Raw genomic sequence first — 14,679 nt, 5'->3', positions numbered from 1 at the left:
TCGCGCCTACCCTGGGTCTGACATCCGCCGCTGGATTGTGACCTTCGATAACTACGGGATGGAGGCCGGCTTCGAGCGCAAGGCCTTTGCCGAGGATTTCTTGCGATCGGAAAATGTCTCCTTCGTCACCTTCATGGGCAGCGGCAACAACTGGTATCAATATTCCGATACTCTGACTGCCGCACGGCTCGTTCGCGCCTACCTCGCCGGCGCCGAGCATGTCATGACCTACGGCTCGAGTATGGGAGGCTATGCTGCGCTGCGGCTGGCTCATCCGATCGGGGCCACCGCATGCCTAAGCCTCTCTCCGCAATTCTCCAACGATCCACGCAAGGCGCGTTTTGAGCAGCGCTGGCGGCAAGAGGGGCAAGCGACTCGCTGGCTCAAAGGGATCGATGGTGTGCTACGCGCTTCTTTCCGCCCCGTGATCGCCTATGATCCAACCGACCTTGACGGGCGGCACGTCGCGCTTATCGCGCGCGAAATTCCGATCACTTCGCTGCCGATCCGCTATGCCGGCCATCCGGTATCAACCTATCTCAGCATGAGCCGGGCATTACGTCCGCTGGTTTTTGCGGTTCTGGATGGATCGTTGGACGCGGAGGCTTTTCTCGCGGAGCTACGTAGCAGCACAAAGCTGAACCCCTTCTACCTCAGCGAATTGGCCAAGCGTCAGCCGGCGCATCGGGCCCGCTTGGCGATCAGGCTGGCACGTCGCGCGGTCGAGCTCGCGCCCGGTGACGAGCTGATGCTCCATGTTTTGGCTGGCCGACTCACGGCGGCGGAACAGCATGAAGAGGCGCTTGAGCTTCATGCCAGAGCCGTGGTGCAGTCCGGCGGCTTCATCGGCTATGCGCTACCCTATAGCGAGGCGCTCTATGCGGGGGGACGCGCCAACGAATCGCTCGCTGTGGCGCGGCAGATCACAGCCGATCATCCGGATTATGCGCAGCTTCATCACTGGCTGAGCGTGATCTCGTGGAAGACGGGCTATCGCGCGGAGGCCCTGCGCCACGCGCGCATCGCCAAGCAGCTCAACCCAGTCAATAAGGCTTATACCCGATTCTATAACTTTGTACGCCGCGAGAGCGGATCCGGCGGGATCGCACGCCTGCAGCGCGCTTGGCATCGGCTCCGCCGAACTCCGTTTCCCGTCTGACCGCCGCTCAGCCGGCCTTCCACTCCGCCACGCCGCGGCGCGCATCCTGCACGAAGCGGCTGTGACGCACGCCCCAGAGGAAGAGTTCGCCGATCGCGCGGCCGAGCGGGCGCATCGGGCGGCGGAACTGCACGAGCAGCACGATCCGCACCTCATCGGTGTCGTTCCACACCTCATGGTTGAACATATCGTCGAAGACGAAGGCCTTGCCCTCTTCCCACAGGGTCTGCTCCTCGCCCACGCGCATCCGGCAGCGGGCGCGCTCGGCGGGCACGCGCAGGCCGAGGTGGCAGGTGAGGATCGCCTTGGAGACGCCGGTATGGGCCGGAATATGCGTGCCCGGCTTCAGGATGGAGAAGAGCGCGGAATTGAGGCCCGGCACCGATTTGAGCAGCCGCGCCGTCACCGGGGCGGCCTCGCAATTGGCCTCCACCCGATAGCCATAGCCGTAGAGGAAAAAGGAGCGCCACATGCCCGCCGGGGCGATGCGCCGGTGATCGGGGGAGATTTCCGCCAGCGGCGGCACCTTGCTGAGATCCTGCGAAACCCGCAGCGCCTCTTCGCGGATCGCCTCCCACTGCGCCTCGAGCTGGGCGACCCAGGGGAAATGGGCAGTATCGTAGAAGGCCTCGTTGCCGATCTTGGAGCTGCGCGCGCTCAGCCGGTTTATGCGCGGCTGCAGCCACAGGCCGAGCCGCATGACGAGCGGCCGCTTGGGGATCAGAGCCTTGCTCGGCTGCGGCGGAAGCTGCTTCTCGATCGTCTGCGCCACGCCTGTCTGTCTCCGCTCCGCCACGTCGCCCGCCGCCATGCCACTGGCCGGCGGCGGGCTCAAGCCCGTGCGGGGCGTGTCAGGCGGCGCTTTGGCGCTTCAGCCGCGCCGCGTAACTCTTGCGGAACTTCTGCAGCTTGGGCGCCACCACCGCCATGCAATAGGGGTTCTGATTGCCCATCCGCTCGAAATATTCCTGGTGATAAGCCTCGGCGGGATACCAGGGCGCCTCGGGCTCGATCGTCGTCACCACGGGCCGTTCATGCTCGGCCTTGGCGCGTTCGATCGCGCGCAGCGCGGCGGCCTGCTGCGCCTCGTCATGCGGGAAGATCGCCGAGCGATATTGGGTGCCGACATCATTGCCCTGGCGGTTGAGCTGAGTCGGATCATGGGTATGGAAGAAGATGTCGAGCAGATCGTCATAGCTGATCTCGGCCGGATCGAAGCGGATCCGCACCGCCTCGGCATGGCCGGTCTGGCCGCCGCAGACCTGCTCATAGCTCGGCGTCTCAACCGTGCCGCCGGTATAGCCGCTCTCCACCGCGTGCACGCCGATCACATCGTCGAACACCGCCTCGGTGCACCAGAAACATCCTCCGGCCAGGGTGGCGATTTCTTCAGCCATAAGGGCTCCTTGTCTCAGATGCGCGCCATGTCGGCACGGGCGGGGGCGAATGCAAGCCGGAGCGCCCTGCGCTAAGCGATTGACGAAGCTTTTACACAGATCGGTTAGCCGGAGGGCATGGATACGCCCCTGCTCGATCTGCCGGCCGCGCCCGCCGCCGCCAGCGCCCCGCTCGCGGCCTCGGCCGAAACCGTCGTCGTGATCGGGCTCGGCTATGTCGGCCTGCCGCTCGCGGTGCGGCTGGCGCAAAGCCTGCCCACGATCGGGCTCGATATCGATGATGGCCGGGTGAGCGAGCTGATCGCCGGCCATGACCGCACCGGCGAGATCGACGCCGAGCGGCTGCGCGAAACGCGCCTGCGCTGCGTCGCCGACGCGCAGGCCTGCCCCGCGGCCGACATCTATATCGTCACCGTGCCGACGCCGGTGGACGAGCGCAACCGCCCCGATCTGCGCGCGCTGATCGCGGCGAGCGAGATGGTCGGGCGGATGATCGATCCCGCGCGCCACCCGGTGGTGATCTTCGAGAGCACCGTCTATCCCGGCGTTACGGAGGAATTGTGCGTTCCCGCGATCGAGCGCGCCGGCGGGCTGCGCTGGCGGCAGGATTTCTGCGTCGGCTATTCGCCCGAGCGGATCAACCCCGGCGATCGGGAGCATACCGTCGACAAGATCATCAAGGTGGTGGCCGGCGACAGCCCCGAGACGCTGGACCGGGTGGCCGCGCTCTATGACCGGGTGACGACCGGCGGCACCTTCCGCGCCGCCTCGATCAAGGCCGCCGAGGGCGCCAAGGCGATCGAGAATGCGCAGCGCGACGTCAACATCGCCTTCATGAACGAGGTGACGCGCATCTTCGCGCGGCTCGACGTATCGATCTGGGATGTGCTGGACGCGGCGCGCACCAAGTGGAACTTCCTGCCCTTCCAGCCCGGTTTGGTGGGCGGCCACTGCATCGGCGTCGATCCCTATTATCTGTCGCACCGCTCGATCGAGCTGGGCCACCTGCCGGAGGTAATCCCGGCGGCGCGCTCGGTGAACGACGATATGGGCCGCTGGATCGCCGACACGCTGCACCTCGCCATGGGCGGCCGGCTGATGCATGTTCTGGTGCTCGGCGTCACCTTCAAGGAGGATGTGCCCGATCTGCGCAACTCCAAGGTGGTGGACATGGTTCGGCGGCTGCAATTCCACGGCCATGGCGTGGCGGTCCACGATCCCCATGCCGATGCCGCCGAAGCGGCCGCCGAATATGGCGTCAAGGTGACGGACGCGGTGCTCGACCGGCGCTACGATCTCGTCATCGCCGCCGTCGCCCATCATCAATATCGCGCCATGAGCGACGCCGCGATCGAGGCGCTGGTCGCCGAGGACGGGCTGTTCGCCGATGTGAAGGGCGTGTTCCGCGACCGCCGCCTCGCCTGCCGCACCTGGACCTTGTGAGCGCCCCGGTGCGGCGGGGAATCATCCTGGCGGGCGGCGCCGCGACCCGGCTCTACCCGCTCACGCTGACCGTCTCCAAGCAGCTGATGCCCGTGTACGACAAGCCGATGATCTATTATCCGCTGTCCGTGCTGATGCTGGCCGGTCTGCGCGAGATTCTGATCATCACCACGCCGCACGATGCCGCCGCCTTCCAGCGGCTGTTGGGCGATGGCAGCCGGCTGGGGCTTGCGATCGACTATGCGGTACAGCCCGAGCCCGCCGGCCTGCCCCAGGCCTATCTGCTCGCGGAGCCGTGGCTGAAGGGCGCGCCTTCGGCGCTGATCCTCGGCGACAACATCTTTTACGGCAACGGCTTCCCCGCCATGCTGCGGGCCGCGGACGCGCGCGACGAGGGCGCGACCCTCTTCACCTACACGGTCGCCGATCCGCGCGCCTATGGCGTCGCCGAGATCGACGCGCATGGTCGCGTCACCGGGCTGGAGGAGAAGCCCGTGGTGCCCCGCTCCACCCATGCCGTGACGGGCCTCTATTATTGCGATGGCGAGGCGCCGTCGCGCGCGGCCGCGCTCACCCCCTCGCCGCGCGGCGAGCTGGAGATCACCGATCTGCTGCGCGGCTATCTGGCGGATCGCCGGCTCGCGGCGGCGCCGCTCGGCCGCGGGATCGCCTGGCTCGATACGGGCACCCATGCCAGCCTGCTGGACGCGGCGCATTATGTCCGCATTGTCGAGGAGCGGCAGGGGCTGAAGATCGGCTGTCCGGAGGAGATTGCCTGGCGCCTCGGCTTTATCGACGATGAGGCGCTGGACGCGTTGGCGCGCCCGCTCCTGAAGAGCGGCTATGGCGCCTATCTGCTGCGGCAGCTGGCGGCGGGGCGCGCGCCCCGCACCGCCATGGCCGGCCCCCTCGCCGCGCACGTTCATGGCTGATCTGCTCGTCACCGGCGGCGCGGGCTTTATCGGCGCCAATTTCGTGCGTCACTGGCGCCGGGCGCATCCGGCGGACGCCATCGTCGTGCTCGATGCGCTGACCTATGCCGGCAACCCCACCAATCTCGCCGATCTCGACGGGGTGGATCTGGTCGTGGGCGACATTCGCGATACGGCGCTGGTGGAGCGGCTGCTGGTGGAGCGCGGGATAGACAGGCTGATCCACTTCGCCGCCGAAAGCCATGTCGATCGGTCGATCGCCGGCCCCGATGCCTTTGTCGAAACGAACATCATGGGCACGCACAGCCTGTTGAAGGCGGCGCGCGCGGCGTGGCTGGATCGCGGCACGGGACGGCCGCACCGCTTCCACAATGTATCGACCGACGAAGTGTTCGGCTCGCTCGCCCCCGAGGCCCCGCCCGCCACCGAGGCGAGCCCGTTCGCGCCCAACTCGCCCTATGCGGCCTCCAAAGCGGCGGCCGATCATCTCGTCCGCGCCTATCACCGCACCTACGGCCTCGATGCGGTGACGAGCTTCTGCTCGAACAATTACGGGCCCTATCAATTTCCCGAGAAGCTGATCCCGCTCTTCCTGCTCAACGCGCTGCATGGCCTGCCGCTGCCGCTCTACGGCGATGGCCGCAATGTGCGCGACTGGCTGCATGTCGAGGATCATTGTCGCGGGCTCGAAGCGGCGCTGCTCCATGGCGCGGCGGGCGAAAGCTACGCGCTGGGCGGCGGCGAGGAGCAGGACAATATTCGCCTCGCGCAGAGCCTGTGCGCGGGGCTCGATGCGCTGTTCGCCGATCGGCCGGAGCTGGCGCGCCGCTTTCCGGACGCCCCGCCCGCGCGCGGGCGCGCCACCGCCGCCCTGCTCCACTTCGTCGCCGATCGCCCGGGCCATGACCGGCGCTACGCGCTCGCCACCGACAAGGCGCGAGACAGGCTCGGCTTCGCGCCGCGCCGCCGGCTGGCGGACGGGCTGGCGCAGAGCATCGCCTGGTATGTCGAGGCCGAAGCCTGGTGGCGCCCGCTCCGCGCCGCCGCCTGACCCGCGCCCGCGCTTGGGCGCACCCAAGCATTTCTGCCGCCCCCTTTTCCCCAGCAGAGTGATAGGGAATTGGCGCCACGATGGAGCGCCTCATGTCCCAGTTTCAGGAACTCGTGCTGCCCGGCCTGTTCGACAGCGGCCCGGATCATTGGCAAAGCCATTGGTGCGCGGCACGCCCGTCGTGCCGGCGCGTGGAGCTGGGGCAATGGGATCATCCGACCCCGGCCCTATGGGTCTCGCGCCTCGATCGCGCCGTGGCGCGGTCGACGCGGCCGGCGCTGCTGATCGCGCACAGCTTGGGCTGTCTGGCGGTGGCCTGGTGGGCGGCGGAGGCGAGCGCGGCACGCCGCGCCAAGGTGGCCGGCGCGCTGCTCGTGGCGCCGCCCGATGTCGATCGCGCCGATGCGCATCCGCTGATCCGCGCCTTCGCCCCCGCGCCCGCCGCGCCGCTGGCCTTCCCCGCGCTGCTCGTCGCCAGCCGCGACGATCCCTATGCCAGCCTCGCCCGTTCGCGCGCGATCGCCACCGCCTGGCACGCGGAGTTCGTCGACGCCGGAGCCTTGGGGCACATCAACGCCGACTCCCGCCTCGGCGACTGGCCCGAGGGCCGCGCGCTGCTCGATCGGCTGATCCGATCCGCCCGGCCCGGCGGCGGTCCGTTCGTCGCGCCGGATCGAGCGCCCGCGCCCCGAGCCGACAGTGGAGGCCGGGCATGAGCCTTTCCCCCGCCCCCGTCGCCAATTTCCGCGCCGGCCTGGACGACGTGCTGCACGAACTCGCCGAGGCCCGTGCCGCGTGGCGCGCCGCCCATCCCCGCAATGCCGAGCATGGTGTCGCCTTTCCCTCGCGCGAGGCGCTCGCCAGCCTGTTGCGGCAGCTCGGTGCCGCGCTCTTCCCGCTGCGTCTTGGTCCGCCCGAGGTCAACGCCGGCAACGAGGCGCGCTTCATCGCCGCCTGCCTCGAGACGCAGCTCGATCGCCTCCATGGCCAGGTCGTGCTGGAGCAGATGCTCGCCCCCGAGCGCCCGACCGACAAGGCCGCCTCCGACGCGGCGGAGCGCATCGTCGGTGACTTCGCCGCCAGCCTGGCCGCGCTGCGCCGGCTGATCGATAGCGATGTCGAGGCGGCCTACAGGATCGATCCGGCGGCGCGCAGTGTCGACGAGGTGCTGCTCTGCTATCCGGGCCTATTGGCGGTGATCCACCACCGCATCGCCCACCGCCTGTTCACGCTGGGCGCGCCGATCGTGGCGCGCACCATCGCCGCCATCGCCCTGGAGCGAACCGGGATCGACATCCATCCCGGCGCGCAGATCGGTCCGAGCCTGTTCATCGATCACGGCAGCGGCGTGGTGATCGGCGAGACCAGCCGCATCGGCGCGCGAGTCCATCTGCACCAGGGCGTCACGCTCGGCGGCCGCGGGCGCGGACCCGGCCGCCGCCATCCCCGGCTCGGCGACGATGTCGTGATCCACGCCGGCGCGACGCTGGTCGGGCCGATCACGCTGGGCGCGGGCTGCGTGGTGGAAGGCAATATCTGGCTGGCGCAGGACGTGCCCCCGGCCCACCGCGTCGCCGCGCCACCCCCGCAGCTGCTGCCGCGCTGACCCGGCCGCCCGCGCCGCCCCGCGCGCGGGCGGCGCGGGCCGTGCGGATCAGATCCGCGCCGGCACCAGCGCGCGGCCGGCGACGCCGGGCTCGAAGGCGAACAGCGCGCCTGCCAGCGGCTGGGCGGCGAGCGCCTGCGCGTCCAGCCCCTGCCGCGCGGTGGTCGCATAGGCGGTGCGCAGATCGGGGCCGCCAAAGGCGATCTTGGTGATGTTGGCGACCGGAAAGGCGACGGTGCCGATCAGCCGGCCGCTGGGATCGTAGCGGCGGACGCCCCAGCCGCCATAGAGGCCGACCCAGAGGCAATCCTCGGCATCCACCACCGACCCGTCGGGATGGCCTTCGGCGGCGGGGATGGTGGTGAAGATCTCGGCCGCGCCGGCCAGGCCCTGCTCGTCCAGCGCGACGCGCCAGATCACGCCGCCGGCGGTATCGGTGTGGTAGAGGGTGCGGCCATCCCCGCTGATCGCGGGCCCATTGGTGATCGCCACCGGCGGCAGGCCCGACTCGCGCAGCCCGTCCGGATCGAGCCGATAGAGCCGCCCGGTCAGCCCCTGCTCGCCATCGTCCATGCTGCCGAACCAGATGCGTCCCGCGGCATCGGTGGTGGCGTCGTTCAGGCGATTGCCGGGCAGCGCCGGTTCCGGATCATGGTGCAGGGTGAAGGCGCCGCTGGCGGGATCGAAGCGGTGCACGCCGGTCTTCAGCCCGGCGATCATGCCGCCTTCGGCCGCCGGGAGGACCCAGCCGACCTGCTCGGGCGCGGTCCAATGCTCGGTCGCGCCACGGGCGGGATCATGCCGGTAGACACGCCGCTGCTTGATATCGACGAACCAGAGCACCCCGTCGCGCGCATCCCAGACCGGGCCCTCGCCCAGCGTCGCCCCCACTTCGAGCACCGGCCGCACCTCGGCCGCGATTGCCTCACCGCTCATCCGCATCTCCTCCTGTCGCTCGGCCCGCCCTTCCTCGCCACGCGGCGCGCGTCAAGGCCGGGGCGGCGCGACGCCGCGCGGGCCGGGGCGAAAAGCACCGTACTCCAGATGCTTGGCAGCGGCCTCCGCCCGGGCTTGTCAGCTTTGTAGAACGTCCCGGCGCGATATTATCCCACTCCGCACGGGCGGGGAAATGGCCGACACGTGGCGCATCGCACCGCCGGAGGTCCGCCATGCCCTGCCTCGCCGCCCCCTTACCCCATGCGCCCGCCCGATCGGCGCCGCCGCGCGGCCGCGCCGGCCTGGTCCTCGCCGCGCTGGCGCTGCTCGCCGCGCTTCTGCTCGGCGGTCGCGCGCTCGCCCGCTATTTCGACGACAACGCCCCGGCGCTGGTGCTGATGCTGGCGCTGGCGATCAGCCTCGTGCCCGTGCTGCCCCATGGCGGCGGCCGGCGCCCGCGCTGACCGCGCGGCCGATCAGGGACGGAGCGTGTAGAGATAGGCGGCCATGTCGCGCGCATCGCGCGGGGTGACGCCAAGATCAGGCATGCCGCTGCCCGGAACGAGCCGCTGCGGCGTCTCAAGCCAGGCGGCGAGCTTGGCCGGATCATTGGCGAAACGGCCGGCGATCAGCGTGCGGCGGGCGAAATGATCCAGCGGCGGCCCGACCGTGCCATCGGCGCCGGCGATGGCGCGCACGCGATGGCAGGCGCCGCAGCCATAGCGGCCGAACGCGATCGCCCCCGCCGCCGCCGAACCGCCCGTCATCGCCTCGGCGCGGACACGCGCCTGGGCCTCGTCCTGATGCTCCTGCACGATCCCAGGCGATCGGCGCCGAGGCCGCGCCGAGGCCGAGCAGCAGCGCCACGAAGCGCAGGCTAGAGGGCATCGGCATGGCGCGCCTCCCCCTGGATCAAGAGCTGGCGCACCAGCACCAGCGCCGCGAGCGCGTGAACGAGCCCGCCCGGCACCCACATGATCAGCCCCGCGAGCTGCTGATCCTCGGCCGGAGTCAGGCCGAAAGGCGCGAGGCCGAGCGCGGCATAGCCCGCATACCAGGGGCTGTCCGAGACGGCCATCAGCGCCCCGAGGCCGCCCGAGACGACCGAGGTGGCGAACAGGCACAAGGCCGCCACCGCCTGCCCCGCCGCATGCGCCGCCCGCCCGCCACGCCGCCCCAGCATCGCCGTCCAGAAGAGGAGCGCGGTGGCGAGGAAGCTGGCATGCTGAGCCGCGTGCCAGCCGGGGCTGCGCAGCGCCCGATCGAACAAAGCGGGGGCATGCCAGCCCCACAGCGCCGCCGCCTGCAGCGCGGTCGCGGGCACCGGCGCGGTGAGCCAGCGCCACATGGCGGCGAGCCAGGGCCGCGCCACCAGCCGCCCGATCCCCCGCCGCGCGCCGGCCGGGAAGGCCCAGAGCAGCACCGCCAGCGGTTCCGCCAGCACCAGCAGCGGCGCCGCGACGAGCATCAGCAGCTCATGCTCGGTCATGTGGAGCGCGAAGCTGCGCTCGCCCGCCTCGTGCAGCGGCGACACGAGCGCGCCCGCCAGCATCAGCCAGCCCGCGACGAAGAGGCCGAGCCGCCGCCGCCACGCCGCGCCCCGGCCCGAGCGCGCGGCGATCCGGCGCCAGCCGATCAGGAAGAGCGCCAAGGCCAGCGCCAGCGGCACGAGAATGGCGGGATCCCAGGTCCATCCCGGCGCGCCGTGGTGGTGGCCGGGATGCGCGGCGGCGGGCGCGGCCGCGAGCAGCGCGGACAGAAAGGCGAGGCGGCGGCTCAGCGCGCGCATGCCGGCACCACGGCGGCGGCGATCGTGCCGAACAGGGCGGCGAGCCCGAAGACGAGCGCGGCGAGCGGCGCCAGCCGCGCCAGCCAGGCGGTGCTGCCTTCCGCGCTCCGCGCGGTGCGCCGGCCGAGCCAGGCCGCGCCGCCACAGGCGAGGATCGTCGCCAGCCCCCAGGCGAGCGCCGCGCCCGCATCGGCGACCCGGCAGTTGATGCGGAGCGGACCGCCGATCGCCTGCTGCTGGAGAAACCAGACCAGACCCGGCGTCAGCAGCGCCAGCCATGCCCGCCCGCGCGCGCTCATCCCAGCCTCGGCAGCCAATAGACCACGGCATAGAGCGGCACCCAGGCCCAGATGACGAACGACCAGTAGTTGCAGTTATCCTCCACGTCCGCGAACTGGTCGTCGCCGATGCTGTGGGTGTAGAGCCACGCCGCCTGCACCGCCGTGTCGCCCCAATCGGTGAGGATGTGGCTGGTGTGGAGCAGCATGAGCATCCAGATCGCCGATCCATAGGCATCCTTGTCCCAGCGGGGCGTGAGCGCGGCGATCTCGAAGCCGCGCACCGCCAGCAGCGCCAGGCCGATGACCGTCATGGCCAGCACCCCGCGCCGCACGCCCGCCGCATCCTTGGCCAGCGCGCGCCGCTTCACCCAGCCATTGGGCAGGCCGCTGGCGAAGAGGCCGAGCGTGAGCAGCCCGCTCCACAGCAGCGCGGGCGGGGCATCGCCGGGCGGCGGCCAGGCGGGCGCGCGGCTCCACAGAAAGAGCGCGGCGGCGATGGCGAGCGCGAAGCCGGTACCCTCGATCAGCATGAAGCCGAGATTGCCCCACCAGACGAGGTGGCGCGGGCCGCTGTCGCTGTCCGGCAGGCCGGACAGGTCGCCGACGATCTGGGTGGCGGGCGGCGCGCTCATCGCCGCGCCGCCAGCGGGCCGTGGCGCGCGCGCGGGCGGTGGGGCCAGAACCAGAAGGTCAGCGCCACCGCCACCGGCACCGCGCCCCAGATCAGCGCCCAGGGCGTGAAGATGCTGCCGAGGAACAGCACCGAGACGGCCAGGGCGGCCACCAGCGGCCAGGCCGAGGGGCCGGGGCTCTTCTGGCGGTAGAGCGGCAGAGCCTCCACCACCGAGGTGACGAGCAGCTCGCGCCGATCGTCGCGCAGCCCGGTCATCACGCGCAGCGGCGCGTCGCCCGGCCAGAGCGGGGTGAGGCTGTCCACCACCGGCACCATGGCGAAGCTCGGCGCCGGCGGCGGCGAGGCGGTCGCCCATTCCAGCGTCGCCGCGCCCCAGGGATTGGCCCCCGCGGGCAGCCCGCGCCACAGGCTCCACAGCGCGTTGGCGACGAACAGCAGCCCCCCGCCCACCGCCACCGTGGAGCCGAAGGTGGCGAGCAGGTTGAGCGGTCCCCAGCCCATTTCCGGGCCATAGGTATAGACCCGGCGCGGCATGCCCCACAGGCCGAGTATGTGCATCGGGAAGAAGCCGAGATTGAACCCGCCGACGATCGCCGCGAAGGCGAGCCGGCCCAGCCGCTCCCCCAGCATCCGTCCGGTCGCCTTGGGATACCAGTAGGTGAAGGCGCCGAGCAGCGGGAAGATGGCGCCGCCGACCAGCACATAATGGAAGTGCGCGACCACGAAATAGGTGTCGGTCAGTTGCAGGTCGAGCGGCGCGGCGGCGGTCATCACCCCCGTCAGGCCGCCGATCACGAAGGTGACGATGAAGGCGAGCACCCACAGCATCGGCAAGGCGAGCCGCACCCGGCCGCCGGCGATCGTGGCGATCCAGCAGAAGATCTGCAGCCCCGCCGGAAGCGCGATCGTCATGCTCGCTGCGGTGTAGAAATCATTGCCCAGCCGCGGCAGGCCGACCGCGAACATGTGGTGCACCCACAGGCCGAAGGCGAGCGTGCCGATGGCGAGGATCGACAGCACCATCGCGGGATAGCCGAAGACGGGCCGCCGGCAGAAGGTCTCGACGATGGTCGAGACGAAGCCGACCGCCGGCACGAAGATGATGTAGACCTCGGGATGGCCGAAGAACCAGAACATGTGCTGGAACAGCAGCACGTCGCCGCCCGCCGCCGGGGCGAAGAATTGCGTGCCGACCAGCCGGTCCGCGATCAGCATGCTCGTCGCCAGCATCACGGCGGGCAGCGCGAAGATCGTCATCAGCGAGGCGACCAGCATCGCCCAGAGGAACAGCGGCATGCGCGGCAGGGTCATGCCCGGCGGCCGCAGCTTGAGGATGGTGACGCTGACATTCACCGAGGCGGCCAGCGCGGCGACTTCGGTGAAGGTGATCATCTGCGCCCAGATATCGGCGCGATGGCCGGGCGAATAGCCCGGGCCGGACAGCGGCGGATATTCGAACCAGCCGAGATCGGGCGTGATGCCGAGCGCATGCGGCACCCACAGCATCAGCACGCCGCCCAGATAGAGCCAGTAGCTGAAGGCGGACAGGCGCGGAAAGGCCATGTTGCGCTGGCCCAGCATGAGCGGCACCAGCCACAAGGCCATCGCCTCCATCACCGGCACCGAGACGAGGAACAACATGGTCGAGCCGTGCAGCGCGAAGCTTTCGTTGAACAGCTGCGGGCCCATGCGCCGCATGCCCGGCAGGCTGAGCTGCCAGCGCATGTCGAGCGCCAGCAGGCCGGCCAGCGCCATCATCGCCATCGCCGTGACGATGTAGCGACCGGCGATGCGCTTATGGTCCACGGTGAACAGAAAGCCCTTCAGCCCGGGTGGATCGGCCCAGCTGGCGGCGAGCCGCTCGGTCATCGCAGCGTCTCCAGATAATGCGCGGCGGCGTTGAGATCGGCTGCGTCGAGCGGCACCGCCGGCATCATCGTGCCGGGCTTGAGCGCCTGGGGCTGGCCGATCCAGCCCTGCAGGGCGCCGCGCCCCATCGGCAGCAGCCCGGCGGCGAGCGACTGGCGGCTGGCGACATGGGTCAGGTCCGGCCCCGCCCGCCCGGTGGCGGCGGTGCCGCGCACCAGATGGCAGGCGGCGCAGGCGCCCTGCGTCACCACCTGCGCGCCCCGCCGGGCGACGGGATCGGCCGGAGCCTGTGCGGGGGCGGCCTGCGCGGCGAGCCAGGCGGCGAAGCGCGCGGGCGGCTCCACCACCACGGCGAGCCCCATATGCGCATGTTGCGCGCCGCAGAACTCGGCGCATTGACCGCGATAGATGCCGGGCACGCGCGGCGTGACATCGAGCGCATTGGCGCGGCCGGGGATGAGATCCATCTTGCCCGACAGCGTCGGGATCCACAGGCTGTGGATGACATCGGCCGTGCCGAGATCGAGCCGGCTGGTGCGGCCCGCCGGCAGGTGCAGCTCGTTGGCCGTCTCGAACCAGCGGCCGCTCGCGGGATCGCGATAGGCGATGCGCCACCACCATTGATGGCCCGTCACCTTCACCACCAGCGTCTCGCGCGCGCGGGCGCCGGCGAGATCCCGCTCCACCAGGACGCTGCCGGTGAGCAGCACCAGCAGCCCGGCGATGATGAGCCCGCCCCAGCTCCAGAGCCCGCGCCGCAGCCATGGCTCCGCCACCGCCCGGCCGCCGCGGGCAAGGCTCCAGCCGAGCAGCGTCAGCACCGCGCCATAGAAGAGGCCGCACACCAGCAGCATCAGCCCGAACAGACGGAACACCGAGGCCGCCTGGTCGCCGGCCGGCGCCAGCGCGCTCTGCGGCCCCGCGCAGCCGGCGACAAGGCTCGCGGCGGCGAGGAGGCAGGGGATCGTGTCGCGGCGCGTCATCGCTGCGGCCCGGTCCAGCGCGGTCCCTGCGGCTCGGCGGCCTGGTCGAGATCCTGGCGCCGCCGCAGCTTCGGATCGGTGTCATCGAGCGACTTCAGATAGCCTGCGATCTGCCAGAGCTGCGCGGCCGGAATTCGCCCGCCCTCGCCATGGCCGGCGGCGATGAAGCGGTAGATGTCCACGACCCGGCCGCCATGCACCCACCGGCCATCGTCCAGCGCGCGCACCCCGCGCGCGTTCGCGCCATGGCAGGCGCCGCAGCCATACCAGGTGAAATAGCGTCCGCCCTGCGCGGCCTGGTAGAGATTGCCCGCATAGGCTTGGGCGCGTGCGTCCAGATGCGCGCCGGGCGCGGTTTCGGGCTGATCGGCATCAAGCGTGCGCGCCTCGCGGCTGCACGCGCACAGCGCGCCGGCCATCAGCAAGGCCACCGCTCCGGATCGTCCGCCTGCCCCTTTCGTCACCCGAAAACCGCGCCCTTCTTCATTGATGTTGCTGGCTTATGGCGCAGAAAAAGGCGGCCTCCACTGATCTGTGTGAGTGTCCGTCACACCTGTGGTCGCGCCGGCCGGCCGGGCTCGGCGGGGCGCCCGATTGCC

Annotated in this window: 17 protein-coding genes; 7 read left to right on the top strand and 10 right to left on the bottom strand. The window is 70.7% G+C overall.

All coding sequences use genetic code 11. The annotated features are described in order from the left end of the window. The first annotated feature begins 37 nt into the window (after nucleotides 1-37). A complete protein-coding gene (locus LHA26_RS13755) occupies nucleotides 38-1,159 on the top strand; it encodes a tetratricopeptide repeat protein (RefSeq protein WP_252166160.1) in 1,122 nt (373 codons plus the stop codon). 7 nt (nucleotides 1,160-1,166) lie between these two features. On the opposite strand, the gene LHA26_RS13750 is transcribed toward LHA26_RS13755, so the two are convergent. Next, nucleotides 1,167-1,955, bottom strand: a complete 789-nt coding sequence (locus LHA26_RS13750; protein WP_252166159.1) for an aspartyl/asparaginyl beta-hydroxylase domain-containing protein — start codon at nucleotides 1,953-1,955, stop codon at nucleotides 1,167-1,169. A 55-nt stretch (nucleotides 1,956-2,010) separates the two neighbouring features. Beyond that, nucleotides 2,011-2,556: a peptide-methionine (S)-S-oxide reductase MsrA gene (gene msrA / locus LHA26_RS13745; RefSeq protein WP_252166158.1), complete on the bottom strand. Its 546-nt coding sequence runs from the start codon at nucleotides 2,554-2,556 to the stop codon at nucleotides 2,011-2,013. Between the two features lie 117 nt (nucleotides 2,557-2,673). Between msrA and LHA26_RS13740 the strand changes: the two genes are divergently transcribed. From LHA26_RS13740 to epsC, 5 genes are all read left to right on the top strand, one after another. Further along, nucleotides 2,674-3,999, top strand: a complete 1,326-nt coding sequence (locus LHA26_RS13740) for a nucleotide sugar dehydrogenase (RefSeq protein ID WP_252166157.1) — start codon at nucleotides 2,674-2,676, stop codon at nucleotides 3,997-3,999. Nucleotides 4,000-4,007: 8 nt separating this feature from the next. After that, nucleotides 4,008-4,931, top strand: a complete 924-nt coding sequence (gene rfbA / locus LHA26_RS13735) for a glucose-1-phosphate thymidylyltransferase RfbA (RefSeq protein ID WP_252166156.1) — start codon at nucleotides 4,008-4,010, stop codon at nucleotides 4,929-4,931. Next, nucleotides 4,924-5,982, top strand: a complete 1,059-nt coding sequence (rfbB, locus tag LHA26_RS13730; RefSeq protein WP_252166155.1) for a dTDP-glucose 4,6-dehydratase — start codon at nucleotides 4,924-4,926, stop codon at nucleotides 5,980-5,982. The genes rfbA and rfbB overlap by 8 nt, the downstream gene beginning before the upstream one ends. Nucleotides 5,983-6,074: 92 nt before the next feature. Beyond that, on the top strand, nucleotides 6,075-6,698 hold the full coding sequence (locus tag LHA26_RS13725; protein WP_252166154.1) for an RBBP9/YdeN family alpha/beta hydrolase: 624 nt from the start codon (nucleotides 6,075-6,077) through the stop codon (nucleotides 6,696-6,698). Further along, nucleotides 6,695-7,588 (top strand): serine O-acetyltransferase EpsC, encoded by an 894-nt coding sequence (epsC, locus tag LHA26_RS13720; protein ID WP_252166153.1) that lies wholly within the window; start codon nucleotides 6,695-6,697, stop codon nucleotides 7,586-7,588. Before LHA26_RS13725 ends, epsC begins: the two co-directional genes overlap by 4 nt. Nucleotides 7,589-7,636: 48 nt before the next feature. Here epsC and LHA26_RS13715 read toward each other — a convergent pair whose 3' ends face one another. Then, nucleotides 7,637-8,530, bottom strand: a complete 894-nt coding sequence (locus LHA26_RS13715) for an SMP-30/gluconolactonase/LRE family protein (RefSeq protein ID WP_437441218.1) — start codon at nucleotides 8,528-8,530, stop codon at nucleotides 7,637-7,639. 227 nt (nucleotides 8,531-8,757) lie between these two features. On the opposite strand from LHA26_RS13715, the gene LHA26_RS13710 reads away from it, so the two are divergent. Next, entirely contained in the window at nucleotides 8,758-8,988 is a 231-nt protein-coding gene (locus LHA26_RS13710) for a hypothetical protein (RefSeq protein WP_252166151.1), read from the top strand. A gap of 12 nt (nucleotides 8,989-9,000) precedes the next feature. On the opposite strand, the gene LHA26_RS13705 is transcribed toward LHA26_RS13710, so the two are convergent. The 7 genes from LHA26_RS13705 to LHA26_RS13675 form a co-directional block, all read right to left on the bottom strand. Then, the gene (locus LHA26_RS13705; RefSeq protein WP_252166150.1) at nucleotides 9,001-9,339 is read right to left on the bottom strand and encodes a c-type cytochrome; all 339 of its coding nucleotides are present in this window, start codon (nucleotides 9,337-9,339) and stop codon (nucleotides 9,001-9,003) included. Between the two features lie 62 nt (nucleotides 9,340-9,401). After that, nucleotides 9,402-10,313 (bottom strand): cytochrome c oxidase assembly protein, encoded by a 912-nt coding sequence (locus LHA26_RS13700; RefSeq protein WP_252166149.1) that lies wholly within the window; start codon nucleotides 10,311-10,313, stop codon nucleotides 9,402-9,404. After that, nucleotides 10,301-10,612, bottom strand: a complete 312-nt coding sequence (locus LHA26_RS13695) for a hypothetical protein (RefSeq protein WP_252166148.1) — start codon at nucleotides 10,610-10,612, stop codon at nucleotides 10,301-10,303. The genes LHA26_RS13700 and LHA26_RS13695 overlap by 13 nt, the downstream gene beginning before the upstream one ends. Further along, nucleotides 10,609-11,226: a cytochrome c oxidase subunit 3 gene (locus LHA26_RS13690; RefSeq protein WP_252166147.1), complete on the bottom strand. Its 618-nt coding sequence runs from the start codon at nucleotides 11,224-11,226 to the stop codon at nucleotides 10,609-10,611. The genes LHA26_RS13695 and LHA26_RS13690 overlap by 4 nt, the downstream gene beginning before the upstream one ends. Continuing rightward, nucleotides 11,223-13,097 carry a cbb3-type cytochrome c oxidase subunit I gene (locus LHA26_RS13685; protein ID WP_252166146.1) on the bottom strand — a complete coding sequence of 625 codons (1,875 nt, stop codon included), beginning with the start codon at nucleotides 13,095-13,097 and terminating at the stop codon, nucleotides 11,223-11,225. The genes LHA26_RS13690 and LHA26_RS13685 overlap by 4 nt, the downstream gene beginning before the upstream one ends. Continuing rightward, on the bottom strand, nucleotides 13,094-14,080 hold the full coding sequence (locus LHA26_RS13680; protein WP_252166145.1) for a cytochrome c oxidase subunit II: 987 nt from the start codon (nucleotides 14,078-14,080) through the stop codon (nucleotides 13,094-13,096). Before LHA26_RS13680 ends, LHA26_RS13685 begins: the two co-directional genes overlap by 4 nt. After that, nucleotides 14,077-14,511 carry a cytochrome c family protein gene (locus LHA26_RS13675; RefSeq protein WP_252166144.1) on the bottom strand — a complete coding sequence of 145 codons (435 nt, stop codon included), beginning with the start codon at nucleotides 14,509-14,511 and terminating at the stop codon, nucleotides 14,077-14,079. The genes LHA26_RS13680 and LHA26_RS13675 overlap by 4 nt, the downstream gene beginning before the upstream one ends. Nucleotides 14,512-14,679: the final 168 nt, after the last annotated feature.

The sequence above is a fragment of the Sphingomonas morindae genome, assembly GCF_023822065.1.
Lineage (GTDB): Bacteria > Pseudomonadota > Alphaproteobacteria > Sphingomonadales > Sphingomonadaceae > Solisphingomonas > Solisphingomonas morindae.
Note: the sequence above shows the minus strand (reverse complement) of the source record. Positions and strands in the feature narration are given on the sequence as shown.

Coding starts and splice junctions, on each gene's coding strand:
- rfbB (WP_252166155.1), top strand. CDS start 4,924: ATGGCTGATCTGCTCGTCACCGGCGGCGCGGGCTTTATCGGCGCCAAT.
- LHA26_RS13700 (WP_252166149.1), bottom strand. CDS start 10,313: ATGCGCGCGCTGAGCCGCCGCCTCGCCTTTCTGTCCGCGCTGCTCGCG.
- LHA26_RS13685 (WP_252166146.1), bottom strand. CDS start 13,097: ATGACCGAGCGGCTCGCCGCCAGCTGGGCCGATCCACCCGGGCTGAAG.
- LHA26_RS13690 (WP_252166147.1), bottom strand. CDS start 11,226: ATGAGCGCGCCGCCCGCCACCCAGATCGTCGGCGACCTGTCCGGCCTG.
- LHA26_RS13710 (WP_252166151.1), top strand. CDS start 8,758: ATGCCCTGCCTCGCCGCCCCCTTACCCCATGCGCCCGCCCGATCGGCG.
- LHA26_RS13725 (WP_252166154.1), top strand. CDS start 6,075: ATGTCCCAGTTTCAGGAACTCGTGCTGCCCGGCCTGTTCGACAGCGGC.
- LHA26_RS13695 (WP_252166148.1), bottom strand. CDS start 10,612: ATGAGCGCGCGCGGGCGGGCATGGCTGGCGCTGCTGACGCCGGGTCTG.
- LHA26_RS13715 (WP_437441218.1), bottom strand. CDS start 8,530: ATGCGGATGAGCGGTGAGGCAATCGCGGCCGAGGTGCGGCCGGTGCTC.
- epsC (WP_252166153.1), top strand. CDS start 6,695: ATGAGCCTTTCCCCCGCCCCCGTCGCCAATTTCCGCGCCGGCCTGGAC.
- LHA26_RS13740 (WP_252166157.1), top strand. CDS start 2,674: ATGGATACGCCCCTGCTCGATCTGCCGGCCGCGCCCGCCGCCGCCAGC.
- LHA26_RS13680 (WP_252166145.1), bottom strand. CDS start 14,080: ATGACGCGCCGCGACACGATCCCCTGCCTCCTCGCCGCCGCGAGCCTT.
- msrA (WP_252166158.1), bottom strand. CDS start 2,556: ATGGCTGAAGAAATCGCCACCCTGGCCGGAGGATGTTTCTGGTGCACC.